At 68.0% G+C, this 25,612-nt stretch carries 24 protein-coding genes and 1 tRNA gene; 12 read left to right on the plus strand and 13 right to left on the minus strand.

The features are described 5' to 3' along the window. Positions 1 to 3 precede the first annotated feature (3 nt). From ACYCO6_RS23745 to ACYCO6_RS23765, 5 genes are all read right to left on the minus strand, one after another. Positions 4 to 246: a hypothetical protein gene (locus ACYCO6_RS23745; RefSeq protein WP_459763894.1), complete on the minus strand. Its 243-nt coding sequence runs from the start codon at positions 244 to 246 to the stop codon at positions 4 to 6. 126 nt (positions 247 to 372) lie between these two features. After that, the gene (locus tag ACYCO6_RS23750; RefSeq protein WP_459763896.1) at positions 373 to 546 is read right to left on the minus strand and encodes a hypothetical protein; all 174 of its coding nucleotides are present in this window, start codon (positions 544 to 546) and stop codon (positions 373 to 375) included. 146 nt (positions 547 to 692) lie between these two features. After that, positions 693 to 1,613: a histone deacetylase family protein gene (locus ACYCO6_RS23755; protein ID WP_459763898.1), complete on the minus strand. Its 921-nt coding sequence runs from the start codon at positions 1,611 to 1,613 to the stop codon at positions 693 to 695. Further along, positions 1,610 to 2,551 carry an NAD(P)/FAD-dependent oxidoreductase gene (locus tag ACYCO6_RS23760; RefSeq protein WP_459763900.1) on the minus strand — a complete coding sequence of 314 codons (942 nt, stop codon included), beginning with the start codon at positions 2,549 to 2,551 and terminating at the stop codon, positions 1,610 to 1,612. The genes ACYCO6_RS23755 and ACYCO6_RS23760 overlap by 4 nt, the downstream gene beginning before the upstream one ends. 193 nt (positions 2,552 to 2,744) lie before the next feature. Then, positions 2,745 to 2,829: transfer RNA gene (locus ACYCO6_RS23765), tRNA-Leu, on the minus strand. A 126-nt stretch (positions 2,830 to 2,955) separates the two neighbouring features. Here ACYCO6_RS23765 and ACYCO6_RS23770 point away from each other — a divergent pair. Together ACYCO6_RS23770 and ACYCO6_RS23775 are read left to right on the plus strand one after the other, a co-directional pair. Beyond that, a complete protein-coding gene (locus ACYCO6_RS23770; protein ID WP_459763902.1) occupies positions 2,956 to 3,537 on the plus strand; it encodes a YqaA family protein in 582 nt (193 codons plus the stop codon). A gap of 2 nt (positions 3,538 to 3,539) precedes the next feature. Continuing rightward, complete coding sequence (locus tag ACYCO6_RS23775; protein WP_459763904.1) at positions 3,540 to 4,028, plus strand: disulfide bond formation protein B; 489 nt, start codon at positions 3,540 to 3,542, stop codon at positions 4,026 to 4,028. Positions 4,029 to 4,044: 16 nt separating this feature from the next. Here the strand turns inward: ACYCO6_RS23775 and ACYCO6_RS23780 are convergent, their stop codons facing one another. From ACYCO6_RS23780 to cpdR, 4 genes are all read right to left on the minus strand, one after another. Continuing rightward, positions 4,045 to 4,494 carry a DUF1178 family protein gene (locus ACYCO6_RS23780; RefSeq protein ID WP_459763906.1) on the minus strand — a complete coding sequence of 150 codons (450 nt, stop codon included), beginning with the start codon at positions 4,492 to 4,494 and terminating at the stop codon, positions 4,045 to 4,047. Positions 4,495 to 4,514: 20 nt separating this feature from the next. Continuing rightward, entirely contained in the window at positions 4,515 to 5,372 is an 858-nt protein-coding gene (locus ACYCO6_RS23785) for a carbon-nitrogen hydrolase family protein (protein ID WP_459763908.1), read from the minus strand. Further along, complete coding sequence (gene grxC, locus ACYCO6_RS23790) at positions 5,365 to 5,634, minus strand: glutaredoxin 3 (RefSeq protein ID WP_459763910.1); 270 nt, start codon at positions 5,632 to 5,634, stop codon at positions 5,365 to 5,367. The genes ACYCO6_RS23785 and grxC overlap by 8 nt, the downstream gene beginning before the upstream one ends. Before the next feature lie 116 nt (positions 5,635 to 5,750). Beyond that, positions 5,751 to 6,107: a cell cycle two-component system response regulator CpdR gene (cpdR, locus tag ACYCO6_RS23795; RefSeq protein WP_003603128.1), complete on the minus strand. Its 357-nt coding sequence runs from the start codon at positions 6,105 to 6,107 to the stop codon at positions 5,751 to 5,753. A gap of 206 nt (positions 6,108 to 6,313) precedes the next feature. Here cpdR and ACYCO6_RS23800 point away from each other — a divergent pair, with 206 nt between their 5' ends. Then, positions 6,314 to 7,216 (plus strand): N-formylglutamate amidohydrolase, encoded by a 903-nt coding sequence (locus tag ACYCO6_RS23800; RefSeq protein WP_459763915.1) that lies wholly within the window; start codon positions 6,314 to 6,316, stop codon positions 7,214 to 7,216. Positions 7,217 to 7,413: 197 nt separating this feature from the next. Here ACYCO6_RS23800 and galU read toward each other — a convergent pair whose 3' ends face one another. Next, positions 7,414 to 8,283, minus strand: coding sequence for a UTP--glucose-1-phosphate uridylyltransferase GalU (galU, locus tag ACYCO6_RS23805; protein ID WP_459763917.1), 870 nt, complete (start codon positions 8,281 to 8,283; stop codon positions 7,414 to 7,416). Between the two features lie 176 nt (positions 8,284 to 8,459). On the opposite strand from galU, the gene galE reads away from it, so the two are divergent. From galE to ACYCO6_RS23820, 3 genes are all read left to right on the plus strand, one after another. Next, positions 8,460 to 9,452 carry a UDP-glucose 4-epimerase GalE gene (gene galE, locus ACYCO6_RS23810; RefSeq protein WP_459763919.1) on the plus strand — a complete coding sequence of 331 codons (993 nt, stop codon included), beginning with the start codon at positions 8,460 to 8,462 and terminating at the stop codon, positions 9,450 to 9,452. Between the two features lie 4 nt (positions 9,453 to 9,456). Continuing rightward, the gene (locus tag ACYCO6_RS23815; protein ID WP_459763921.1) at positions 9,457 to 10,659 is read left to right on the plus strand and encodes a lytic murein transglycosylase; all 1,203 of its coding nucleotides are present in this window, start codon (positions 9,457 to 9,459) and stop codon (positions 10,657 to 10,659) included. An 86-nt stretch (positions 10,660 to 10,745) separates the two neighbouring features. Further along, entirely contained in the window at positions 10,746 to 12,179 is a 1,434-nt protein-coding gene (locus tag ACYCO6_RS23820) for an SGNH/GDSL hydrolase family protein (protein WP_459763923.1), read from the plus strand. Between the two features lie 37 nt (positions 12,180 to 12,216). Here the strand turns inward: ACYCO6_RS23820 and ACYCO6_RS23825 are convergent, their stop codons facing one another. Both ACYCO6_RS23825 and gltB read right to left on the minus strand, forming a co-directional pair. Then, complete coding sequence (locus ACYCO6_RS23825) at positions 12,217 to 13,650, minus strand: glutamate synthase subunit beta (protein WP_459763925.1); 1,434 nt, start codon at positions 13,648 to 13,650, stop codon at positions 12,217 to 12,219. A 102-nt stretch (positions 13,651 to 13,752) separates the two neighbouring features. Further along, positions 13,753 to 18,396 carry a glutamate synthase large subunit gene (gene gltB, locus ACYCO6_RS23830; RefSeq protein WP_459773687.1) on the minus strand — a complete coding sequence of 1,548 codons (4,644 nt, stop codon included), beginning with the start codon at positions 18,394 to 18,396 and terminating at the stop codon, positions 13,753 to 13,755. A 620-nt stretch (positions 18,397 to 19,016) separates the two neighbouring features. Between gltB and ACYCO6_RS23835 the strand changes: the two genes are divergently transcribed. After that, on the plus strand, positions 19,017 to 19,883 hold the full coding sequence (locus tag ACYCO6_RS23835; RefSeq protein ID WP_459763927.1) for a hypothetical protein: 867 nt from the start codon (positions 19,017 to 19,019) through the stop codon (positions 19,881 to 19,883). Between the two features lie 106 nt (positions 19,884 to 19,989). Here the strand turns inward: ACYCO6_RS23835 and fdhD are convergent, their stop codons facing one another. Further along, positions 19,990 to 20,829 carry a formate dehydrogenase accessory sulfurtransferase FdhD gene (gene fdhD, locus ACYCO6_RS23840; RefSeq protein ID WP_459763929.1) on the minus strand — a complete coding sequence of 280 codons (840 nt, stop codon included), beginning with the start codon at positions 20,827 to 20,829 and terminating at the stop codon, positions 19,990 to 19,992. Positions 20,830 to 21,128: 299 nt separating this feature from the next. Here fdhD and coxB point away from each other — a divergent pair, with 299 nt between their 5' ends. From coxB to ACYCO6_RS23865, 5 genes are all read left to right on the plus strand, one after another. Then, positions 21,129 to 21,968, plus strand: coding sequence for a cytochrome c oxidase subunit II (gene coxB / locus ACYCO6_RS23845; protein WP_459763931.1), 840 nt, complete (start codon positions 21,129 to 21,131; stop codon positions 21,966 to 21,968). 50 nt (positions 21,969 to 22,018) lie between these two features. Beyond that, positions 22,019 to 23,647 carry a cytochrome c oxidase subunit I gene (gene ctaD / locus ACYCO6_RS23850; protein WP_459763933.1) on the plus strand — a complete coding sequence of 543 codons (1,629 nt, stop codon included), beginning with the start codon at positions 22,019 to 22,021 and terminating at the stop codon, positions 23,645 to 23,647. Positions 23,648 to 23,849: 202 nt separating this feature from the next. Next, positions 23,850 to 24,800, plus strand: a complete 951-nt coding sequence (locus tag ACYCO6_RS23855; protein ID WP_459763935.1) for a heme o synthase — start codon at positions 23,850 to 23,852, stop codon at positions 24,798 to 24,800. A gap of 5 nt (positions 24,801 to 24,805) precedes the next feature. After that, the gene (locus tag ACYCO6_RS23860; RefSeq protein ID WP_459763937.1) at positions 24,806 to 24,970 is read left to right on the plus strand and encodes a hypothetical protein; all 165 of its coding nucleotides are present in this window, start codon (positions 24,806 to 24,808) and stop codon (positions 24,968 to 24,970) included. Between the two features lie 10 nt (positions 24,971 to 24,980). Beyond that, positions 24,981 to 25,592 (plus strand): cytochrome c oxidase assembly protein, encoded by a 612-nt coding sequence (locus tag ACYCO6_RS23865; RefSeq protein WP_459763939.1) that lies wholly within the window; start codon positions 24,981 to 24,983, stop codon positions 25,590 to 25,592. Positions 25,593 to 25,612 lie beyond the last annotated feature (20 nt).

Raw genomic sequence — 25,612 nt, forward strand, 5'->3', positions numbered from 1 at the left:
GCCCTATCGGCGCCTCGCGGCGGTCCGGATAGACGTGTCCGAAGTGTCCATGACCACCCGGCAGGCCGTGCTGAGGCTCGCATGCTTCGCGCGCAGGCAGCCGGTGATCGCCCCGACATCCGGAATGTGGGACGCACAGAGCCGGAGGACATCAGGCGTGCAGGCTGAGCGTTCAGTCAGCGTCTCCGCAAGCGCCGGCGTCGCAGCCGCGACGATGGCGAGCAGGGAGAAGATGGCAGACCTCATCGAATCGGTTCCCTCGGTTAGATTTGGCCGGCGAGGACGCCGCTCAGCCCGAAGATATCCATCCCGTCTGTGCACAAGCTGACGCAGGGACGCGCTGCCGGTCCGCACGAAAGCGGCCGGCCCGCTCTAGGGGCGAAGACCGGGTGTGATGGCCCCGGTAATCGCCGGTTCGGTCTGCGCCGCCCCGGCCGTCAGCGACACTCTCTGCCGGTCGACCTTGTCCGCCGAGACCAGCGCGGCGGCGATCAGGGCCGACACCGCCAGCGTCGCCTTCACCACCTCCCAGACCCGCGCGAGCATGGTCGAACCTCAATGGCATCATTGCGTGCAAGCCGCGGACAGGTCTCAGAAATCCGCGGTGCGAGCATCCTCGGCGTCAGCTCTTCCCAAAACCTTTCGCTGCCGGCACATGGCCCATATCGGTCGCCACCTGATGCATTCCGGCCTCACACGGAGGCGGGCTCCGTCGCAGCCTCCGCCGCCAGGGCTTCGAAGACGAGCGCGTGGCGCTGTGCGAGAGCCTCCATGTCGGTCGTGTATCCACCGCCGATCACCGCCACGAGCGGGATTCCGCGGGCGCGGGCCTGCGCCACCACGAAGCGGTCCCGGGCCAGTAGGCCAGCATCGGTGAGGCAGAGCCGCCCGAGGCGGTCGTCCCGATGAGGATCGACGCCGGCATTGTAGAAGACGAGGTCCGGGCCGAGGGCGTCGAGGAGCGGGGGCAGGCGCGCGTTCAGGACTTGGAGATAGCCGGCATCGTCCAGCCGGTCCGGCAGACCGATATCGAGGTCTCCGCCGATTTTCTGCGCGGGGTAGTTGTTCTCGCAGTGGATCGAGAGCGTGAACAGCTCCGGGCACAGGGTCAGGCAATCCGCGGTGCCATCGCCCTGATGCACGTCGAGGTCGACCACGAGGGCCCGCCGGATCAGCCCCTCAGCCTGGAGCGTGCGCGCCGCGACGGCAACGTCGTTCAACACGCAGAAGCCGGCCCCCTGCCGCCGCCGGGCGTGGTGACTGCCACCGGCGGCGCTGCCGGCAAGCCCCTCGGACAGCGCCAGCCGCGCCGCCAACAGCGTCCCGCCCACCGAGGCGCGCGAACGGCGGACCAGGGCTGCGTCGACCGGCAGGCCGATCGCCCGCTCGATCTCCCGGGGCACCACGCAGTTCAGGACCGCCTCCACGTAGGCGGGATCGTGAGCGCGGATCAGGATCTCTGCGGTCGCCGGCTCGGGCGTGACGAAGCCCAGGGGCGCGAGGCCCTTGGCGATCAGCGTCTCGGCGAGCAGGCCGTATTTCCGCATCGGAAAGCGATGCCCGGAGGGAAGACTCGCCTCGTAGGCCGGATGGAAGGCGATCGGCGGGATCACGCAGATGGCCCCAGATCGACCAGAATGGCCTCGGCGAGCGCCAGCCCGCTATCGTGCGCCGCCTCGATCCGGGCGCCGAGGCACCCGTCGCCCGCCGCGCCCAGGCGCAAGGCCGGATCGTACAGGCAGGGCGTCCCCAGGGCCATCTCGACCTGCGCGTAGCGCCAGCGATGCGCTTCCGCATAGGTGGGCTCGAGCGCGAGGCCGAGGTGCCGCCCGGTCGCTTGGAGGAGTGCGGCGATGATCGCTTCGCGCGGCTCTTCGAGATGCCGGCGCGACCAAGCGGGCGTGGCATGGACCGTCAGCCGCGTGCCCGCCGGACGTCCGGGCTTCGACGAGTCGAGCGCGATAAGGCCGATCGGATCCTCGCGTGGCTCGAGCAGGACATCTGCGGGCGCCTCCGCCACCGCGACCATCAGGGACCAGCAGGGTGCGTAAGATGCCCGCGCAAGAGCGGGCAGCGCGAAGCCGGATTGGTCGAGCAGCGCCGCAGCCTGGGGCGCCGGAAAGGTGATCGCCAGCGCGTCGAACGGGCCATGGAGCGCGCCAGATCCGTCCTCGAGATGCCAATCGGTCGCGTGCCGGCTGATCCGACTAACGGTGGTGGCGCTGGCGACAGGAAGATCCGCCAGAAGGTCGCGGACCGGCGCGGTCATACCCGGCACCCCGACCCGGCGTCCCGCGTCCGCCCAGGAAGCGACAATGCCCCGACGCTCCCAATCGTCGAGGCGCGCCGCGAAGGCCGCAGCGTGCGCCCGCATGAATTGCGCGCCATGATCGAACTGGATGGCACCGATCCGGCGGGTGGCCATACGGCCCCCGACGCCGCGACCCTTGTCGAACACCCGGACCTTCAGCCCCGCATCGGCGAGGCGTCGCGCCGCGGTAGCGCCGGCGATTCCCGCTCCCAGGATTGCGACGCTCCGGCGCTGGTTCACGGCCTCGCTCTGTTCCCAAGGGCGGCCCACCTGACCGCGCATCGGCGAAGATAGGGGACGCGCGGCGCACAATCTCAGCGAATGTCCGACTCACAGCGATCGATGAGCCTGCGCCGATGCGACATGTCCCCGCAGACACGGCTCTCTGGCAGCATCCAGGAAGGCCGTCGCTCGATCAGTCGTTCGAGGATCGTGGTGCGGGTAGAGGGAATCGAACCCCCACGCCTTGCGGCTGGCGATTTTGAGTCGCCCGCGTCTACCAGTTCCGCCATACCCGCGTGCATGGCGCTCTTCGCATAGGTCGCCCACGCCGGCCAAGAGTGTTTTTTGCCCAAGTGGCCGATCTGGCCAATGTGCGGTGCCTATGCTCAAAGGGCGGCCAGTTGCACCTTCCGGGATGTTGAATGCTCCGCCGGCTCTATGCGTGGATCCTGGCCCTCAGCGGCAGGCCCTCTGCGCCCTACGCGCTTGGCGCCGTGGCGTTTGCCGAAAGCTCGTTCTTCCCGGTCCCGCCGGACGCAATGCTGGTTCCCATGGCGGTGAGCCGTCCCGACCGGGTCTGGCTCTACGCGACCATCGCGACCATCGCGTCAGTCCTCGGCGGTCTCGTCGGATACGCCATCGGTGCGCTGCTGTTCGATTCCCTCGGCGAATGGCTGATCCGCCTCTACGGCCTGCAGAACTCGGCCGCGACGTTCCAGGATTCCTATGCCCGCCACGGGCATTGGGTGATCCTGCTCAAGGGGCTCACGCCGATCCCCTACAAGCTCGTCACGATCACGTCGGGCTTTGCCCATTACAGCCTGTTCTGGTTCACGCTCCTGTCGGTGGTTACCCGGGGTGCGCGGTTCTTCATCCTGGCCGGGCTGCTCGGCCGCTACGGCGTGCAGATCCGCGGCGTGCTCGACAAGCATCTCAACGCGGTGGCGGCGATCTCAATCGCGGTCATCGTCCTCGGCTTCCTGCTGTTCAAGGTGATCCTGTAGCGATGAACACCGCGGCTGCGCTGCGCCTCAAGACCGCCGGGCTTTGGCTGGCGATCCTCTCCGCCTTCACGGTGGGGGCTGTCCTCGTGCTGCAGTACGGATACGGCTACGCGCCGTGCAAGCTCTGCCTGACCGAGCGCCTGCCCTTCTACGCCGCAATACCCCTCGGGCTGGCGGCGCTCCTAGCCCCGGAGCGTCTCGCCCGGGTCGCTCTGGGGCTGGCAGCCCTGTTCCTCCTCTACGGAGCAGGGATCGGCGTCTATCACGCGGGCGCGGAATGGGGCTTCTGGCCGGGACCGGCCGATTGCGGTGGCGGCACGGGCGCAAATCCGGGCCAGGTCGGGGATTTCCTCAACGCGCTCCAGAACACCAAGGTCGTCGATTGCTCGGTGGCTGCCCTGCGCGTCCTCGGGCTTTCCCTGGCAGGCTGGAACGTCCTCGTGTCCTTCGCGCTGGCTTCCCTGTCGGGTACCACCGCGGCGCGCCCCTGAGCGCCGGGAATCGCGCTCAGTTGCGGTCGTCGGGCAGAACCGGGATGGCAGCCACGTCGATGCCCTCTTCGATGAGGGCACGCGCCTCCGCTTGGCTCGCCTCGCCGTAGATCGAACGGCCTTCCGCCTCGCCGTAATGGATCTTCCGCGCCTCCTCGGGAAAGCGCGCGCCGACATGCTCGGCATGCGCCATGACGTGCTCGCGCAGGGCGCGCAGCATGGCGCGGATCTGGCGCTCCGGCTCGGCGATCATCGTGACGGGTGCTTCGGCCTGTGGAGCCGGTGCCGCGGATCCGCGGTCGGTGCGCGCGACGCTCGGCACCATAAGGGCCTTGCCGACCTTGGCGGTGTCGCACACCGGGCACGTCACGAGCCCGCGTTCGACCTGCGCGTCGTAGGAATCCGAGGACGGGAACCAGCTCTCAAAGCCGTGCCCGGCCTCGCAGACGAGACTGTACCGGATCATACTCTTGCTTGCTGCGCTACCTACTCAGCGGCCCGACGATGAGGGCCGATGCGTTCAACCGTGAAGGTCCGACCGTGCTGGAGGGACGGAATGCGCGCCCGGGCGTCGGCGACCAGGGCCAAGTCGATCTCCGCCAGGATGATGCCCGGCTCGGACCCGCCGGCATCGGCAAGAACCCGGCCCCAGGGATCGACGATCAGCGAGTGTCCAAAGGTCTCGCGGCCGTCCTCGTGGAGACCGCCCTGCGCCGCCGAAAGGACGAACGAGCCGGTCTCGATCGCCCGCGCCCTCTGGAGGACGTGCCAATGCGCCTCACCGGTCTGACGGGTGAAGCAGGCCGGCGCCGTGAGAACCTCTGCCCCCGCCTCGGCGAGGGCGCGATACAGTCCGGGGAAGCGGATATCGTAGCAGATCGTCAGGCCAAGCATCGCCCAGGGGGTGGTGGCGAGAACCGCACAGGCCCCGCCCGTGTAAGTCGCCGATTCCCGCCAGCGCTCGCCGCTCGGCAGATCGACGTCGAAGAGGTGGAGCTTGTCGTAGGACGCCAGGATCTCGCCGTCCGCGCCGATCAGGTAGGCCCGGTTGGCGATCTTGTCGCCGGACCGCACGGCGATCGATCCGAGCTGCACCACCGTGCCGGTCTCCCGGGCGGCATCGCGCAATGCTGCAAGCGTCTGGTCCTGCTCCTCGGTGGTGACCTGCGCGAACAACCGCTCCCGGCTGCGCTCCACCAGGGAGGTCATCTCCGGCGTCTGTACATAGTCCGCGCCGCGGCTCGCCGCTTCGCGCACGCCGGCCACCGCCGCATCGCGGTTCGCCCCCGGGTTGCGGCCCGAGCGCATCTGAACGCAAGCGGCCGTGAACCGGGTCTCAGGCATCGGCCGTGTCCTTCAGCAAACCGTCGAGCTTGCCAGCGCGATCCAGGGCGTAGAGGTCGTCGCAGCCACCGACATGCGTGGCCCCGATGAAGATCTGCGGGACGCTGGTGCGGCCGCCGGCCCGCCCGACCATAGCGGCTCGAGCGCCCTGAACGCGCTCGACGTCGATTTCCTGGTAGGCTACGCCCTTCTCCTTCAGCAGGCTCTTGGCCGCCGAGCAATAGGGGCACCAGGCCGTGGTGTAGATGGTGACCGGCTGCATGGCGATCATCGTCCCGCGCGTGAACTCCGCCCATATAGGAGCGCGCGATCCGAATTGCCTATGCCCGCGTGGTCACAGGCGTTCTGGTCCTCGCCGGCCTCGGCTCGGCCGTTCGATCAGGCGGCCAGCAACTTCTCGACCTCGTTCACGAGGTCGCGTAGGTGGAACGGCTTCGAGAGGACCTTCGCGTCCTTCGGCGCCTTGGAATCCGGATTCAGGGCGACCGCCGCGAAGCCGGTGATGAACATCACCTTGATGTCCGGGTCGAGCTCGGTCGCCCGCCGGGCGAGCTCGATGCCGTCCATCTCCGGCATCACGATGTCGGTCAGCAAAAGCTCGAACGGTTCCTCGCGCAGCCTGTTGTAGGCGGAGAGACCGTTGTCAAAGGATAGGACGTCGTAGCCCGCGTTCTGCAGCGCCTTGGCCAGGAACCGGCGCATATCGTTGTCGTCTTCCGCCAGCAGGATTTTCATCGGCCGGATCCGAGCCTTCGAGTCGAGAAGTTGATCCCATAAAGGGAGGCGATGGTAAACAAGGTGTTAGGATGGAGCCCGCAGCTCGCGCCGCGCGTCCCGGAGACGGCTGAGCCAGCCGCCGGCACGGAGTGGACAGGCGGCCGATCGCGCACCACAGTGCGAACCTGCCGCGCTTACACAACCGCCGGGGTGTCCACCTGCCGATGATCGCGCCCGAACCGGTCAAGCCAGACGCCTTCGGATTCGCCCCGGCCTACGCGGTCGACGAACCCGCGGCGCACACCCTGCCCTTCGTCTTCAATACCGGTCATTCCGGAGCCGTCTACCCCCCGGATTTCGTTGCGGCCTCACGACTCGACGCCCTGACCCTGCGCCGCTCCGAGGACGCGTATGTGGAGCGCCTGTTCGCGCCGGTGGTCGAGCTGGGCGCTCCGCTGCTGCGGGCGAATTTTCCGCGCGCCTTCCTGGACGTGAACCGCGAACCCTTCGAACTCGACCCGCGCATGTTCGAGGGCCGGCTCCCGCCCTTCGCCAACACCCGGTCGATGCGGGTCGCGGGCGGCCTCGGGACGGTCCCGCGCGTCGTCGCCGACGGCCAGGAAATCTACGCCCGGCGGCTGCCGGTCAGCGAGGCGACCGCGCGGATCGAGGGGCTCTACAAGCCTTATCACCGTGTGCTGCGCGGCCTGATCCAGCGCACGGCCCGCACCCACGGACATTGCGTCCTCATCGACTGCCACTCGATGCCGTCGTCCAGCCTCGGGCGCGACACCGCGGTCAAGGCTGACGTGGTGCTGGGCGACCGCTACGGCACCAGCTGCGCGCCGTCCCTCATCGACGGGTTCGAGGCCGCTTTCCGCGCGCGCGGCTTTCGGGTGGTGCGCAACAAGCCCTATGCCGGCGGCTTCGTCACCGAACATTACGGCGAACCCAATCTTGGCCGCCACGCGCTCCAGATCGAGGTCAACCGGTCTCTCTACATGAACGAGGTGAGCCTCGCGATGACGCCGGGCTTCTCCGGACTTGTAGAGACCCTGCGTGCCGTGATCGCCGAGGTCGCATCCGATCTGGGCGATCTGATGCCGCGCCGGATGGCCGCCGAGTAGCCGCGACGCAACAAAAAAGGCCACTCCCGAAGGAGCGGCCCGAAGTCTAGGGAGGAAACGCCCAAGAAGGGCTGCGTGACCGCGACGCCATCGCGATCTCGCACCGCACAAAATAAGGTGCATCGCACAAGAAGCAAGGGCAAAACGCTTCCGACTTCCTCGCCTGGCGCATAGCTCGGCCGCGCCGCGCGCAGGTGCTAGCGGTGATCCTGCAAGAGCTTGGCGATCTCCGCCTTCAGCGGGCCTGCAAGATCCGGCCGCTCCAGAGCATAGGCCAAATTGGCGGTGAGGAAGCCGAGCTTCGAGCCAGTGTCGTAGGTCCGGCCTTCGTAGCGCATGCCGAAGAAGTCCTGCTTCTCCATCAGGTCAATCATCGCATCGGTGAGCTGGATCTCACCGCCGGCACCCGTCTTACCGTGCTCCAGGATGTCGAAAATCTCCGGCTGAAGGATGTAGCGGCCGGAGATGATGAAGTTCGACGGCGCGGTGCCCTGCTTCGGCTTCTCGACCATGCCGGTGATCTGGAAGGACTGCCCGTAGGTCTCACCGACGCTGACGATCCCGTACTGATGCGTCTCCTCGGGCGCCACCTCCTCGACGGCGATGATGTTGCCGCCATGCCGCTCGTAGGTGGCCAGCATCTGCTGCATGCAGCCGCGGCTCAGCATGTCCGGCAGCAGGACCGCGAAGGGCTCGTCACCGACGATCTCGCGGGCGCACCAGACCGCGTGCCCGAGGCCGAGGGGCGCCTGCTGACGGGTGAAGCTTGTCTGGCCGGCCTTGGGCAGGTCCTTCTTGAGCTCCTCGTAGGCCGCCGTCTTGCCGCGCTCCTTGAGGGTGTGATCGAGCTCGAAGGCGATATCGAAATGGTCCTCGATCACCGACTTGCCGCGTCCGGTCACGAAGATGAAGTGCTCGATTCCCGCCTCGCGCGCCTCATCGACGACGTGCTGAACCACGGGCCGGTCGACGACCGTGAGCATCTCCTTCGGGACCGCCTTGGTTGCGGGCAGGAAGCGCGTGCCCAGGCCCGCGACGGGCAGAACGGCCTTGCGGATCGGTTTCATCGAGCGGTAACCCCGGGGACTGAATGGAACGGCGTGGTCAACGGTGCGGCTAGTGAGATAGCCTAATGCGCGGCGTCGCAAGGGCCTTACGCCGATAGCATGACGCACGGCGTCGTAAATATACTTACCGCAGCCTCGCCCGCGGACAGGGCGGGAGCGGTTTTCGAGGGGGTCATATGGCAGTTCTGGTGACGGGTGGCGCTGGTTATATCGGCAGCCACATGGTGCTGGCACTGCTCGATGCCGGTCATGAGGAAGTCATCGTCCTGGACGACCTCTCCACGGGATTCGACTGGGCGGTCCCGGAAGGCGTGAAGCTCGTGGTCGGCGACGTGGCGGATCAGGCGCTCGTCACGCAGACGATCCTGCAGCACAGGATCGACGCGCTCGCCCATTTCGCGGCCAAGATCGTCGTGCCCGATTCGGTGGCGGACCCGCTCGGCTACTACCTCGCCAACACGGTGAAGACCCGCGCGCTGATCGAGGCCTCGGTCCGGGCGGGCGTCCGGCACGTGATCTTCTCCTCGACCGCCGCCGTCTACGGGGAGCCGGACGTCGTACCGGTCCCGGAGGATCTGCCGCTGAAGCCGATCAACCCTTACGGTCGCTCCAAGCTCATGAGCGAGTGGATGATCGCCGACGCGGCGGCCGCGCACGGCTTCTCGTACGTCATCCTGCGCTACTTCAATGTCGCCGGTGCCGATCCGGACGGCCGCTCGGGCCAGTCGACACCCAACGCCACGCACCTGATCAAAGTGGCCACGCAGGCTGCCCTCGGTCAGCGCGAGCGGCTCGACGTCTACGGGACGGATTATCCGACGCCGGACGGATCGTGCCTGCGGGACTACATCCAGGTGTCGGACCTCGCCGAGGCGCATCGGGTCGCGCTCGATCACCTGCGGGCCGGAGGCGGGAGCTTGACGCTGAACTGCGGTTACGGGCGCGGCTACTCGGTTCTGGAAGTGATCGAAGTGGTGAAGCGGATCTCGGGCCGCGACTTCACCGTGCGTCTCTGTCCCCGCCGCACCGGTGACCCGGCGCGGATCGTGGCCGATGCCGGGCTCATCCGCGAGCGGCTGGGCTGGCGCCCCCGGCACGACGATCTCGACGCCATCGTCGCCCAGGCCCTCGCCTGGGAGGACCATCTGGACAAACGCAACAGGATCTGACCGGATGCTCTCCCGCCGGGCGGTGCTCGCCTCCGCGCTGTGCCTGGCCGCGGGTTCGGCGCACGCGGTCGAGCCGAAGGATGATGCCTTCCGGGCGTTCGTGGAGGCCCTGCGCCCCGATGCCACCGCGCGCGGCATCTCCGCCGAGACCTTCGACGCGGCGTTCCGCGGGGTCACAGTGCCGGATGCCGGCGTTCTGGCTCGAACGCGCCGCCAGAGTGAATTCGTACGGCCGGTCTGGGACTACCTCGTCGGCGCTGTCTCGGCAGGCCGGCTCGCCCGGGGACGCGCCCGCGCCACGGCTCTCGCGCCGACCCTGAAGGCGATCGAGGCCCGCTACGGTGTACCGCAGCCGATGCTCCTGTCCTTCTGGGGTATCGAATCCGACTTCGGCGCCAGCGCGGGAAGCGTCCCGACCATCCGAGCTCTGGCGACGCTGGCCGAGGCGCGGCACCGGGGCGACCTGTTCCGCGACGAACTCCTGTCTGCGCTGACGATCCTGCAGCGCGGCGACATCACACCGGAGCATATGAGCGGCAGCTGGGCCGGAGCCATGGGCCAGGTCCAGTTCCTGCCCTCGACTTTTCTGGCGCACGCGGTCGACTTCGACGGTGACGGGCGCCGGGACATCTGGACGAGCGACGCCGATTCGCTGGCCTCGATCGCGGCCTATCTCAAGGACCTGGGCTGGGACCCGGCGGTGTCGTGGGGCTACGAGGTGATCCTCCCGAAGGGTTTCGATCTCAACCTCTATGCCGGCGACCTGAATGACTTCGTCGAGAGGGGCGTCCGGCGTGCGGATGGCAAGCCGCTGCCTAGGCGTGGCCGCGCCAGCCTGTTCCTCCCCGGAGGGCTGGGCGCGCCGATCTTTCTGATCACCGACAATTTCGAGGTGATCCGCGGCTACAACACGTCGGATTCCTACGCGCTGGCGGTGGGGCATCTTGCCGACCGTCTCGGCGGCGGTCCGGCTCTCGCTGCTCCCTGGCCGGAGAAGGGCGCGCGCCTGAATGGACCTGGCCTGCGGTCGCTCCAGACCGGGCTCGCGAAGGCTGGGTTCTATGACGGTCCCACGGACGGGCGCGCCGGGCCCCGCCTGCGCGAGGCCGTGCGGCGCTACCAGATCAGCGTGGGCTTGCCGGCCGACGGCTATGCCACGCCGGCGCTCCTGGCCCGGATCGAGGGTCGCCCGGCTCACGGGCCGTGACCGCCGCGGCCGCTTTAGACCCCCGTGCGTCTCTGACCTATACTAAGCGCGTTCCGAATGGTGTCCGTTCGGCGTAAGAATGCGGGATGCGCATGAAAGTCGCTGTTCGGCGTCATCTGAGACGCCCCGGGATCCTGGGACTGACGGCCGCGCTGTGCCTGGCAGCCTTGGGTCTGTTCGGCAGCGGGCCGGCGCAGGCGCAATGGGGCGACACCTACCAGCAGCCTGGAAACGGCGCCTATTACCAGGCGCCCCCGCGGCGCCGGTCCCGCGATGCGTATTATCGGGACGACGGCACCTACGGGCGTCAGCCCCGCTACGCTCCGCAGCAGGAGGCGCCGCGCCAATTCTACTGGCCCTGGGAGGACAGGCCTCAGCCGGTTGCTCCTCCGCCCGAGCGGACCTACCGGGCTCCGCGTCCGCGCAGCTACGGAAACACTGAGGCGCAGCGGCCGGCACCCGCAGTCAAACGCCGGGTCCGCCCCGCGCGCGCGCCGACGCCGCCGAAACCCGCCGTCGCCAAGACCGAGCCGAACGTGCAGATCGCGGTCTTCGGCGATTCCCTCGCCGATCACCTCGCAAAGGGCCTCGACGACGTGTTCGAGGACAATGCCGACGTCGCGGTCGTCGACCGCGCCAAGGGTGACAGCGGCCTCGTCCGCAAGGACGTCGTCGACTGGCCGAAGATCGTTCAGGACTACCTACAGGGTAATCCGAAGGTCCGCTATGCGCTCGTCATGCTGGGAGCCAATGATCGGCAGCCCATCCGCGAGGGTGACGAGACGGTCGAACCCTTGACCGACCGCTGGCGGGCCCTGTACCGCGCCCGTGTGGAAGCACTGGTCAAGGTGTTCACCGACCGGAAAGTGCCGCTGATCTGGGTGGGCCTCCCGCCGGTGCAGAGCGACTCGCTCAGCCGAGACCTCGCATCCCTCAATGACATCATCCGGGACAGCGTGACCAAGGCCGGGGCGACCTATGTCGATATCTGGCCGGGCTTCGTCGACGAGCGCGACCGGTACGCCGCCTCTGGACCGGACCCGGAAGGGCAGATCGCCAAGCTGCGCACCGCGGACGGGATTTATTTCACCAAGGCCGGCGACCGCAAGCTCGCGCATTTCGCCGATGTCGAGCTCAAGCGTCTCATGGGCACCACGGCACCGGCACTGGCCGACCAGCCGCCCGCCGCGACCGTGACGCCGGGTGTCCCGTCCTCCGCATCGGGGCCGAGCCTCGACGGAGCCGGGCAGCCCACCGATACGGCGTCGATCGACCGCCAGATCACCGCGATGCTGCCGAGTCTCCCGGAACCGCCGGGCGTGCCGGCGCTGCCCGTGAAGCCGGCCGCCGGACCTGTCGTGCCGCTGAGCCGGCCGGAAATCTCGCCCGGAGGCGTGCTGTTGAACGGCCGGCCCCGGGATTCTGACAATCTCGGGACCGCGGAGCGAACGCTGCTCCGCGGCAATGCTCCGCTGCCGCAGCCCGGCCGCGCTGACGATTTCCGGTGGCCGCCCGGCTGACGGCCGGGGCGGCCCTACGGATCCGGTTTGTCTTGTCCTATCGGGGCAGAACGCTCGCGCCCATCAGCGCCTCGTCGATGGCGCGCGCGGCCTGGCGCCCTTCGCGGATCGCCCAGACGACCAGGGACTGGCCGCGGCGCATATCGCCCGCCGCCCAGATCTTCGGGTCGGAGGTGCGGTAATCCTCCTCGTTCGCCTCGACGTTGCCGCGCTTGCTCACGCCGACGCCGGACTGCTCCAAGAGGCCCTTCTGGACCGAGCCGGCGAAGCCGATCGCCATGAAGACCAAGTCGGCTGGCAGGACGAACTCGGTTCCGGCGATCGGCTGCCGCTTGGCATCGACCCGGGCGCAGACGACGCCCGTGACCTGGCCCTTCTTGTTGCCCTCGACCCGCAGGGTTGCGGCCTGGAACTCGCGCTCTGCGCCTTCGGCCTGACTGGACGAGGTGCGCATCTTCGTCGGCCAGTAGGGCCACACGGTGAGCTTGTCCTCGCGCTCCGGCGGTCGCGGACGGATATCGAGTTGCGTTACCGACAAGGCGCCTTGGCGGAAGGCCGTTCCGACGCAATCGGACGCGGTGTCGCCGCCACCGATGACGACCACGTTCTTGCCGGCGGCCAGGATTGGCGGCTCGCCGTTGCCACGCATCGGCTCGTTGCTCACCCGCCGGTTCGACTGGACGAGATACGGCATGGCGTAGTGGACGCCCTCCAAGTCCTGGCCAGGAAGCTGCGGATTGCGCGGATCCTCGGCGCCACCGCAGAACATCACGGCGTCGAACTCGGCCTTGAGCTCGTCCACCGACTTCGTCACGCCGATGTTCTGGTTGTAGTGGAAGACGACGCCCTCGGCCTCCATCTGGCGCACGCGCCGGTCGATGTGGCGCTTCTCCATCTTGAAGTCCGGGATGCCGTAGCGGAGCAGGCCGCCGGCCTTCGGCTCGCGCTCGAACACGTGGACGTCGTGGCCGACCCGGGCGAGTTGCTGGGCTGCCGCCATGCCGGCCGGGCCCGAGCCGACGATCGCCACGCGCTTGCCGGTGCGGGTCTGCGCCGGTTCGGGCTTCACCCAGCCCATGTTCCAGGCACGATCGGCGATGGCCTGCTCGATCGTCTTGATGGCGACCGGCTGGTTCTCGAGATTCAGCGTGCAGGCCTCCTCGCAGGGCGCGGGGCAGATGCGGCCGGTGAACTCGGGGAAATTGTTGGTGGAGTGCAGGTTGCGGGAGGCCTCTTCCCAGTCGGACTGGAAGACGAGGTCGTTCCAGTCCGGAATCTGGTTGTGGACCGGGCAGCCCGTCGGGCCATGGCAGAACGGGATGCCGCAATCCATGCAGCGGGCCGCCTGCTTCGTGAGATCATGCTCGTCGAGCGGCAGTGTGAACTCGCGGAAGTGCCGAATCCGGTCGGCGGCGAGCTGGTACTTCTGCTCCTGCCGGTCGAATTCGAGGAAGCCTGTGATCTTGCCCATTGGTCAGCCCCTGGGCCGGCCAGTCTTCGACTGCGCTGCCCGCATCGTCTCATATCGTGTGAGCGTGACCGGGCGGCGAACCGCCCGGACTTTCGGCGCCGCCTATTCGGCGGCCACCGGCATCCGCGCCATCTCCATCTCGCGCAGTGCCCGGCGGTACTCCACGGGCATCACCTTGACGAACTTGGTGCGGTAGCTGCTCCAGTCGTCGAGGATCGTCTTGGCCCGCGGGCTGCCCGTATATTTGAGATGGTTCGTGATCAGCTGCGTCAGCCGCTCCTCGTCGTGCCCCGACATGTCCGCCAGGATGTCGACCCGCCCCTTGGTCTCCAGATCGCCATCCTGGTGGAAGCGACGCATCAGGTCGTCCTCCTCCTCGACCGGCTCCAGATCGACCATCGACAGGTTGCAGCGCGCCGAGAACGAGCCATCCTCGTCGAGCACGTAGGCGATGCCGCCCGACATGCCGGCAGCGAAGTTGCGCCCGGTCTCGCCGATCGACACCACGACGCCGCCGGTCATGTACTCGCAGCCATGGTCGCCCATGCCCTCGACCACCGTGATCGCGCCGGAGTTGCGCACCGCGAAGCGCTCGCCCGCCGAACCGCGGATGTAGCACTCGCCGGCGATGGCCCCGTACAGCACGGTGTTGCCGACCATGATCGTCCGGTCCTGAGGCGAGCGCAGCGCGTCGCTCGGGCGGATGATCAGCTTGCCGCCCGACAGGCCCTTGCCGACGTAGTCGTTACCGTGCCCGGTCAGCTCGATGGTCACGCCGGCGGCGAGCCACGCGCCGAAGCTCTGGCCGGCGGTGCCGGAAAGCTTCACCACGATGGTGTCGTCGGGCAGACCTTCGTGACCGTGCGCCTTGGCGACCATGCCGGAGAGCATGGCCCCCGCGGCGCGGTCCGAGTTCCGGATCGTGTCGGTGACAACCACCGGCTCACCGGTCTCGATGGCCCGCTTGGCCCCCTCGATCAGGCGCCGGTCGAGGACCGTGTCGATCGGGTGGTGCTGGACCTCGACGTGGCGGATCGCCGTGCCCTCGGCCACCTTCGGGCGGTGGAACAGCTTCGTGAAGTCGAGGCCGCGCGCCTTCCAGTGGGCGATGGCCTCAACCTTGTCGAGGACGTCCGAGCGACCGACTGCTTCCTCCAGCTTCGTGAAGCCCAGCGACGCCAGGATCTCGCGCACCTCCTCGGCCACGAAGAAGAAGTAGTTCACCACGTGCTCGGGCGTGCCCTTGAAGCGCTTGCGCAGCACCGGATCCTGGGTGGCGACGCCCACCGGGCAGGTGTTCAGGTGGCACTTGCGCATCATGATGCAGCCGGCGGCGATCAGCGGAGCCGTCGAGAAGCCCATCTGGTCGGCGCCGAGCAGCGCCGCGATCATCACGTCGCGCCCGGTGCGGATGCCGCCGTCGGCTTGCAGGGCGACGCGCCCGCGCAGACCGTTGAGCACCAGCGTCTGCTGGGTCTCGGCGAGGCCGGTCTCCCAGGGACCGCCGGCGTGCTTGAGCGAGGTCAGCGGCGCCGCGCCGGTACCCCCGTCGAAGCCCGAGATCGTGATGTGATCGGCGCGCGCCTTGGCGACGCCGGCCGCCACGGTGCCGACGCCGACCTCGGAGACGAGCTTCACCGATACGTCCGCCGACGGATTCACATTCTTCAGGTCGAAGATCAGCTGGGCCAGATCCTCGATCGAGTAGATGTCGTGATGCGGCGGCGGCGAGATCAGGCCGACGCCCGGGGTGGCGTAGCGGACCTTGGCGATCTTGGCGTCGACCTTGTGCCCGGGCAACTGGCCGCCTTCTCCGGGCTTGGCGCCCTGCGCGACCTTGATCTGCATCATGTCGGAATTGACGAGGTATTCCGTCGTGACGCCGAAGCGGCCGGAGGCCACCTGCTTGATCGAGGACCGGCGCGAGCGCCCGTCCGGCAGCGGCTTGAACCGCTCCACTTCCTCGCCGCCCTCGCCCGAGTTCGAGCGGCCACCGAAGGAGTTGAGCGCGATGGCGAGCGTCTCGTGCGCCTCCTTGGAGATGGAACCGTACGACATGGCGCCCGTGGCGAAGCGCTTGACGATCTCGGAAGCCGGCTCGACCGCGTCCAGCGGGATCGGCGCGCGGCCGATCTCCGCGGCGGACTTGATCCGGAACAATCCGCGCAGCGTCTTCAGCTGGTGCTCCTGCCGGTTCACCAGCTCGGCATATTCCCGGTAGCGCTCGGGCACGTTGAGGCGCACCGCGTGCTGCAGCGTCGCCACCGTGTCGGGCGTCCAGGTGTGGGTCTCGCCGCGCAGCCGGTAGGCGTATTCGCCGCCGACATCGAGGGCGTTCCGGTAGACGGGCGCATCGCCGAAGGCGTCGCTGTGACGGCGGACCGTCTCCTCGGCGATCTCGGCCATGCCAACGCCCTCGATGGTCGTCGCCGTGCCGAAGAAGTCACGGCCCACGAAGGTCGAGTTCAGGCCGACCGCGTCGAAGATCTGGGCGCCACAATAGGACTGGTAGGTGGAGATGCCCATCTTGGACATCACCTTCAGCAGGCCCTTATCGATCGCCTTGATGTAGCGGTAGATGATCTCGTCGTCGGTGAGATCCGGCGGGAACTCGTCCTTCATCGCCAGCAGGGTCTCGAAGGCGAGGTACGGGTTGATCGCCTCGGCGCCGTAGCCGGCCAGGCAGGCGAAGTGATGGACCTCGCGCGGCTCACCCGATTCGACCACGAGGCCGACCGAGGTCCGCAGACCCTTGCGGATCAGGTAGTTGTGCACGGACGCGGTGGCGAGCAGCGCCGGAATCGGGATCCGGTCCGGCCCAACCGCGCGGTCGGTGAGCACGATGATGTTGTAGCCGCCGCGGACCGCCGCCTCGGCCCGGTCACAGAGGCGGTCCACCGCCCCGTCCATGGCCTGCGCGCCCATCTCGGCCGGGTAGGTCATGTCAAGGGTCTTGGTGTCGAACCGGTCCTCGAAATGGCCGATGGACCGGATCTTCTCCAGGTCGCCGTTGGTCAGGATCGGCTGACGGACCTCCAGGCGCTTGCGCCGGGAGGCACCCTCCATGTCGAGCAGGTTTGGCCGCGGCCCGATGAACGAGACGAGGCTCATCACGGCCTCCTCGCGGATCGGGTCGATCGGCGGGTTCGTGACCTGCGCGAAGTTCTGCTTGAAGTAGGTGTAGAGCAGCTTCGACTTCTCGGAGAGCGCCGAGAGCGGCGTGTCGGTACCCATGGAGCCGACGGCCTCCTGGCCGGTCACCGCCATGGGCTGCATCAGCAGCTTGAGGTCTTCCTGGGTGTAGCCGAAGGCCTGCTGGCGGTCCAGCAGGCTGACATCCGTGCGCGACTCGCGCGGCTGCACGGGACGCAACTCCTCCAGCACGATCTGGGTGTTCTTCACCCAGTCGGCGTAGGGATGCGCGGCGGCGAGCTCGCCCTTGATCTCCTCGTCGGAGACGATGCGGCTCTTCTGCAGGTCGATCAGCAGCATGCGGCCCGGCTGGAGGCGCCAGGACTGCACGATCTTCTCGTCCGGGATCGGCAGGGTGCCCATCTCCGAGGCCAGAACCACGAGGCCGTCGTCCGTGACGATGTAGCGGGCCGGCCGCAGACCGTTGCGGTCGAGGGTGGCGCCGATCTGGCGACCGTCCGTGAAGGCGACCGCGGCGGGGCCGTCCCAAGGCTCCATCAGGGCGGCGTGATACTCGTAGAAGGCGCGCCGCTCCTCGCTCATCAACGGATTGCCGGCCCAGGCTTCCGGGATCAGCATCATCATCGCGTGCGCGAGCGGGTAGCCACCCTGCACCAGGAACTCGAGGGCGTTGTCGAAGCACGCCGTGTCGGACTGGCCCTCGTAGGAGATCGGCCAGAGCTTCGAGATGTCGTTGCCGAACAGGTCGGAATCGACGCTCGCCTGCCGGGCGGCCATCCAGTTCACGTTGCCGCGCAGCGTGTTGATCTCGCCGTTATGCGCGACCATCCGGTACGGGTGCGACAGCCGCCAGGTCGGGAAGGTGTTGGTCGCGAAGCGCTGGTGCACGAGCGCGATCGCCGAGACGAAACGGTCGTCCTTCAGGTCGAGGAAGTAGTTGCCGAGCTGGGTGACCAGCACCATGCCCTTGTAGACGATGGTCCGGGTCGAGACCGACACCGGGTAGAACTCCTTCACGCGCGGGTCTTCCAGCGCGTAGACCTTGTTGGAGATCACCTTGCGGGCGACGTAGACGCGCCGCTCGAAAGTGTCCTGGTCGGTGACCGAGGCGGGCCGTCCGATGAACACCTGCCGGTGGTGGGGCTCTGTCGCCTTCACAGCCTCGCCGAGGTCTTCCGGATCGACCGGGACGTCGCGCCAGCCGAGCAGCGGCAGGCCTTCGGCGGCCAGAGCCGATTCAACGATCTCCTGGATGATCGCCCGGGGCTCCTCGGCCTTTGGCATGAAGAGCTGGCCGATCGCGTACGCGCCGGCCGGGGGCAGCTCGAAGCCGAGGCGCGAGCACTCCTCTGCGAAAAAGCCGTGCGGGATCTGCGTGAGGATGCCGCAGCCGTCGCCCATCTTGGGATCCGCGCCCACCGCGCCGCGGTGATCGAGATTCTCTAGGATCTTCAGCCCCTGCTCGACGATCGCATGGGTGCGGCGGTCGTGCATGTCGGCGATGAACCCGACGCCGCAGGCGTCGCGTTCGTGGGCCGGATCGTAAGCGCCCTGGGCTTTCGGCAGCGCGGGATCGCGCACCGTGAGCGGCATCGTGCCACCCCGCGGCGCGGCAGCCTGGAACGTGGAAGCAGCAAACTCTTCAGCGGATCCGCGTGGTGCCATGCTTCGTATCGTCCTTACTCGATCCCGTCTGCCGCCGTTGTACACGCGAGCATGTTTCGTGCCCGCAAGCCTCCGGCGCCCGGCACTCCGGCCCGATGTCGCAGGTCGTCCGGCCGGTCCCGGCTGGGACACGTCCTTCGACCTCCAATCATCGAGAACCCGGACCGCTCGGGAGCGGTGCGCTGGCGCGCCCAGGACCGTCTGCCGGATTTCTCGCTCGCGCGCGAGAAGGCGACGGCCGGGATGCACGGCCGATGGGACAGTTCTGCTGTCCTAAGTCGCGAAATTGCCAGATTGAAAGGATTTCAGCAAGTGAGCGCCCGCGGTCGCCGCGCGCCCGGCGGGGACGGCGCACCGGCGGATCCCTACGCTCTCCGCAATCTCGCCCGAATCGCGGGGTCTACCCCAACCGCCGAGCACAAGCGGCATGCGGGGCAACGACCTCGCCGGCATGGTCGAGGTCCGGGTCAACCGGCCCGGACCATGCCGGAACCGGATACTCTGCCGGGTCTCTAAGCGGGTCTCCAAGACGGGAACGCACAAGAGTGATGATCGACAGTCGAAAGATCCGGCGTGCAACGGCGCGCGCAGCCTGCGCCGCACTCCTGTCGGGGGGCACCCTAATTGGTCTGGTCTCCGGCGCGAGTGCACAATTCGCCTACGAGGAGGAGGTGCTGCCGCCGCGCGTCGTGGCGTGGCGCCTCGCCGATCGCGGCTTCACGGGGCTCAGCCGCCCGCGCTTCGATGGCCGGGTCTACGTCGTCGAGGCCGTCAGCCCGACCGGCGTCCCGGTCCGGCTGTTCGTCGACCCGACCGCCGGGGCGATCGTCGATCGGCAGCGGATCGGCACTCCGGAGACCTACGCGCGGCTCGAGCGGCCGGCGCCCGGTTTCGGTTGGACCGAGGGGGATGCCGGGCCGCGGCGCGTGCTCCGACCGCTGCCTGCGGAGGAGGTCCCATCCCTGCGGCTTCAACGACGACCCTCCGGCGAGGCGCTGCGACCCGATACCAATCCCGAGGGTGTGAACCCCGACAGCACTGGCCGGCCGGCGCCGCCGCGAAAGGTTGCCCGTGCGACCGCGCCCGTCCGCCAGCCCGAACTCCGATCACCTCACCGCACCGCCCCTGAGGCGCCGGCGCCGAAGATCGCACCGAACGAGGCCCTCAACGCCGATCCCGGAGACGCTGCCAAGCCGGAGACCAAATCGGCCGCGATCGACAAGGTGCCGGCCGCTAGCCCCGCCCCCGCTGCCGGCGCTCCGCCCAAGCCGGTCGAGGGCGCCGTGGCTTCGGCGACCAAGCCGCCGGCTCAAGACTGGAAGGATCCGCCGACGGACCGGAAGGCCGTTCGCGTGATCGGTGGCGCCACCATCGTTCCGGGCTCCTCGGAGAAGGAGCCGGGCGCGGCACAATAGCCCGCCGGAACGCACTTCGCCGGCACCGTTACCGCCGCGTCGCAAGAGAGCGCAGCAGAACAAGTCCTTGGAGACGGCCCCGATCACGGCGGGATCGGGACCGACTCTAAGTGCCCGTCAGCCGCTCCGCGCCCGAGAAAACGGTAAGAGTATCGGCCCGCGCGATGGCGCAGAGCGTCATTCCGTGCGCCCGCGCCCGCTCCAGGGCGAGGGACGTCGGCGCCGAGATGGCGACGACGACGGCCGCACCAAGCCGGGCTGCCTTCTCCACCATCTCGAACGAGCAGCGACTGGTGATCACCAGGAAGCCCTGATCCGGCCCCGTGCCGGCACGCATCAGCGCGCCGATCAGCTTGTCCAGCGCGTTGTGCCGGCCGACATCCTCGCGAACGAGCGCGAGAGAACCGTCCGGGCGCGCCCAGGCGGCGGCGTGGACCGCCCGGGTCTCAGCCCCCAGCACCTGCGCTCCGTCGAGCGCCGCCAGAGCCCGGGCGATCGCCGGGAGCGCGACCTGCACGTCGGGGACGCCCTGCCTCTGCGCCCGCGGCAGTTCGGACAGATCCTCGATGCCGCAGACCCCGCAGCCGGTGCGGCCGCTGATCGCGCGCTTGCGCGCCAGATGCTCACGCAGCCGCCCCGGCGCCAGCTCGACATGGAGGCGCAATCCGTCGTCAGCCGCTTCCACCCGGGTGGCGCGGATCTCCTCCGCCGACTCGACGATCCCCTCGGTGAAGCTGAAGCCGTAGGCAAAATCCTCCAGATCGGAGGGCGTAGCCATCATCACGGCGTGCGGCACGCTGCCATAGACGAGGTTGACCGGTGCCTCGACCGCGACCGCCCTGACCCCCGGCCTCGGCTCGGATCCCGAATAGGCGACGACCTGCATGGCAACGCCGACGGCACAGGGCAGCGGTTCGGGCGACTGTTTCACGGCGTCCGTCGACATGCGGCTCTCCGGTGAGGCTCCTCGAATGGTATTCGTCACGGCATCCGCGAGGCAACGGCGCAGGCTCGAAACCGGCCGGCCGCCATGGCTATGACGCCACGAGACCACGCGAACTGGCTGGAAAGCGCCCGATGCGACGCTTGTGCGGTTGCACCTCGACGGCCCTTGTGGTCTGAAGCCCCGGTCGGATAATGCCGGGTGACACAACCGGTACTCCGTCACGTCGGTACGATCCCGCACACAGTCAAGACGGGAAGGTTCGGCGTCGGTCAGACAGCCAGGGGAGCCACGAGAGGCAGATGCGGACGGTGCGGACGATCAACCGATCACTCTGGAGCCTCGCCGCTCTCGGCGCCCTGCTCTTCCCGATGTCAGGCGCGCAGGCCGCCGGCTTCGGTCAGCCGGTCCCGTGGGAGATGAGCCGCCAGATCCCGGTGACGGAGAACGCGCGCGACATCCTCAGCTTCGAGATCGGCCTGCACTGGCTGTCCCTGGGGATCTCCGTCTTCGTGCTGGCGCTGATCCTGTGGTGCATCTTCCGCTTCGGCGAGAAGCGCAATCCGACGCCGTCGCGCACCACCCACAACACCGCCATCGAGGTCGCCTGGACGATCGTCCCGGTGCTGATCCTGGTCGCGGTCGCGATCCCGTCCTTCCGTCTGCTGCGCACGCAGCTCTCGGATCCGAAGGCCGACATGATCGTGAAGGTCATCGGCCACGCCTGGTACTGGTCCTACGAGTACCCGCAGACCGAGGCCGGCGGTGGCTTCGCTTTCGATGCCAATATCGACGAGGACAAGCAGCCGCGCCTGCTGCAGACCGACAACGAGATGGTCGTTCCGGTTGGAAAGATCGTGAAGATCCAGGTCACCGCCGCGGACGTGTTACACTCCTGGGCGATGCCGGCCTTCGGCTTCAAGATCGACGCCGTCCCGGGCCGCCTGAACCAGATGTGGTTCAAGGCGGAGAAGGAAGGCACCTTCCACGGCCAGTGCTCCGAGCTGTGCGGTCAGCGCCACGCTTACATGCCGATCGTGGTCCGCGTGGTCAGCGAGCAAGCCTATGCCGACTGGCTGAAGGAGGCCAAGACCAAGTACGCCCGCATCGAGAACGGCACGAGCTTCGCCGAGGCCCGCTGAGCACCGGCTGACCGAACCGAACCCATCAGATCCACAAGGCACCCGAATCCATGGCTACAGCCGCAGCCCATGCCGAGGCCCACGAGGTCCACGACCACAAGCCGTCGTTCTTCGCCCGCTGGTTCCTGTCGACGAACCACAAGGACATCGGCACGCTCTACCTGCTCTTCGCCTTCTGCGCCGGCATCATCGGCGCGTTCCTCTCCTTCGGCATCCGGATGGAGATGGAGGCGCCCGGCCTGCAATACTTCTCGAACCCGGCCACCTATAACGTGTTCGTCACCGGCCACGGTCTCATCATGGTGTTCTTCATGGTGATGCCGGCGCTGATCGGCGGCTTCGGCAACTGGTTCGTGCCGCTGATGATCGGGGCGCCCGACATGGCGTTCCCGCGCATGAACAACATCTCGTTCTGGCTGACGGTGGCGGGCTTCTGCTCGCTGCTCTGCTCGCTCTTCGTCGAGGGCGCGCCCGGAGCTTCCGGCGCCGGCACCGGCTGGACCGTCTATCCGCCGCTCTCGACCGCGGGCCATCCTGGCCCGGCCGTCGACTTCGCGATCTTCGCCCTGCACCTTTCGGGCGCGGGCTCGATCCTCGGCGCGATCAACTTCATCACCACCATCCTGAACATGCGCGCCCCGGGCATGACGCTGCACAAGATGCCGCTCTTCGCCTGGGCCGAGCTGGTGACCGCCTTCCTGCTGCTGCTCTCGCTGCCGGTTCTGGCGGGCGCCATCACCATGCTGCTCACCGACCGCAACTTCGGCACGACCTTCTTCGACCCGGCCGGCGGCGGTGACCCGATCCTCTACCAGCACCTGTTCTGGTTCTTCGGCCACCCCGAAGTTTACATCATGATCCTGCCGGCCTTCGGCATCGTCTCGCACATCATCGCCACCTTCTCGCGCAAGCCGGTCTTCGGCTACCTCGCCATGGCCTACGCGATGGTGGCGATCGGCGTGGTCGGCTTCGTCGTGTGGGCCCACCACATGTACACGGTCGGCCTGTCGCTGCAGACGCAGTCCTACTTCGTGTTCGCCACGATGGTGATCGCGGTGCCGACCGGCGTGAAGATCTTCTCATGGATCGCCACCATGTGGGGCGGCTCCATCCGCTTCACCGCCGCCATGCACTGGGCGGTGGGCTTCATCTTCCTGTTCACCGTCGGCGGTGTGACCGGCGTCGTGCTGGCGAACTCGGCCGTCGATAAGTACCTGCACGACACCTACTACGTGGTCGCGCACTTCCACTACGTGCTCTCGCTCGGTGCGGTGTTCATCATCTTCGCCGGTGTCTACTACTGGTTCCCGAAGATGACCGGCCACGTCATCCCGGAATGGGCCGGCAAGCTGCACTTCTGGTTGGCCTTCATCGGCGCCAACGTCCTGTTCTTCCCGATGCACTTCCTCGGGCTCGCCGGCATGCCGCGCCGCTACGCCGACTACCCGGACGCGTTTGCCCAGTGGCACAAGGTCTCGACCTATGGCGGCCACATCTTCGCGCTGGGCATGTTCGTGTTCGTGATCGGCGTGGTGCTGGCCTTCCGCTCGAAGGAACGGGCCGCGGACAACCCGTGGGGCGAAGGCGCGACCACTCTCGAGTGGACGCTGTCCTCGCCCCCGCCCTTCCACCAGTTCGAGACGCTGCCCCGCATCGTCGACGAGCCGGGCGCACACTGATAGAACCCCCGCGAGGGCCGCTCCGGCGGCCCTCGCCCTTCCCAGGAGGCCGGTCCCCGACCTCCCGGCAAGGGCGAGCGATAAGGGCGATCCGCCCAGGCCGAGCGATCCGCTCGCGCCGACCCTTGAAGCAAGTTGATCTCGAGACACGACCTGGCCGTGACGCGCGCAGCCGGGCGTCGGCACAGCAGCGGCAGACGCGATGACCAGCCTGACGAACAGCATCGGAGCGGACGCTCCAGCCCCGGCCCTCTCGGCCGCGGGCGGCGACGTGCCGGACTACTTCGCCCTGCTCAAGCCCCGGGTGATGGTCCTTGTGATCTTCACTGCCCTGGTCGGCATGGTCGTCTCCCAGGGTCACGTGCAGCCGGCGATCGGCGCCATCTCGCTCCTCGCCATCGCGGTGGGAGCCGGCGCCTCCGGCTGTCTCAACATGTGGTGGGATGCCGACATCGATGCCGTGATGAGCCGGACCGCCGAGCGGCCGATTCCGGCCGGCAAGATTTCGTCTGAAGAGGCGCTGGGCTTCGGGACGTTTCTCTCGGTCGCCTCCGTGCTGGTGCTCGGCCTGACGGCGAACTGGCTGGCCGCGAGTCTGCTTGCTTTCACCATCGTGTTCTATGCGGTCATCTACTCGATGTGGCTGAAGCGGGCGACTGCGCAGAACATCGTCATCGGAGGGGCCGCGGGCGCCCTGCCGCCGGTGATCGGACAGGCGGTGGTCACCGGCTCCGTCGGGGTCGAGTCGCTCGTCCTGTTCGCCATTATCTTCATCTGGACCCCGCCGCATTTCTGGGCGCTGGCCCTGATCAAGGCAGACGAGTACGCTCGCGCCGGCATCCCGATGATGCCGAACGTCGCCGGCCCCGCTTCCACGCGCCGCCAGATCGTTTGGTACTCGCTGCTCCTCGCCCCCCTGGGCTTGGTGCCCGTGGCGCTCGGCTTCGGCGGCCTCCTCTACGCTGTGATCGGCCTGATCGGCGGCCTCGGCATGGTGGCCTTCAGCATCCGCGTGCTCCGGAACCGCGAGGGCGAGGCCGAGAAGCGGGCCGCCATGGGCATGTTCGGCTTCTCCATCCTCTACCTGTTCGCGCTGTTCTCCGCGCTCTTGGCCGAACAGAGCTTCGGCCTGTTCCGTCCGGTCCTGGGCTGATCGCCATGGCGGATCCCGAGATTCACTATCGCCCCCTAACCCCGGACGAGGAGGCGCGGCGCCGGAAGCGCTCCGTGGCCATCGCCCTCGCGCTCGGGGCCTGGGTCCTGCTGTTCTTCGTGCTGACGATCGTCAAGCTGGGGCCGCAGATCCTCAGCCGGCCGCTCTGAGGAGATCGCGATGACTGCCCCCCGACCCGAATCCGGCCGCGGCGCCAAGCGAACCGCGATCGCCTGTGCCGGGCTCGCCGTCGGCATGGTCGGCCTCGCCTTCGCGTCGGTGCCTCTTTACAACGCCTTCTGCAAGGCGACCGGCTACGACGGCACACCCCGCCAGGGCCCGGCGCTCGCCGTCTCCGCGGCCCGCACCGACGACAGCATGGTCGTGCATTTCGACACGAACGTCGCGCCGGGCTTGTCCTGGAAGTTCGCCCCGGAGGCGAGCAGCGTCGAGGCGAAGCTGGGTGAGACCAAGACAGTCTTCTTCCGGGTGCAGAACACCGGCAGCAGGCCCTCCACCGGCGTGGCGACCTTCAACGTCCAGCCGGGGCTGATGGGCGGCTATTTTGTCAAGATCGCCTGCTTCTGCTTCAACGAGCAGACGCTCCAGCCCGGCGAGACGCTCGACGTCCCGGTGGTGTTCTACGTCGATCCGGCGGTCCGGGACGATTCGAACACGGCGCATCTTTCGGAGATGACACTCTCCTACACGTACTTCGCCTCGAAGAACGGCCAGCCGGTCACCGCAGCGGTGGCCAATTCGGGTTCTTCGGGCACGAAGCGGGATTTCTGATCGCGGGCGCGTGACAACAC

Source organism: Methylobacterium sp. CM6257 (assembly GCF_054611515.1).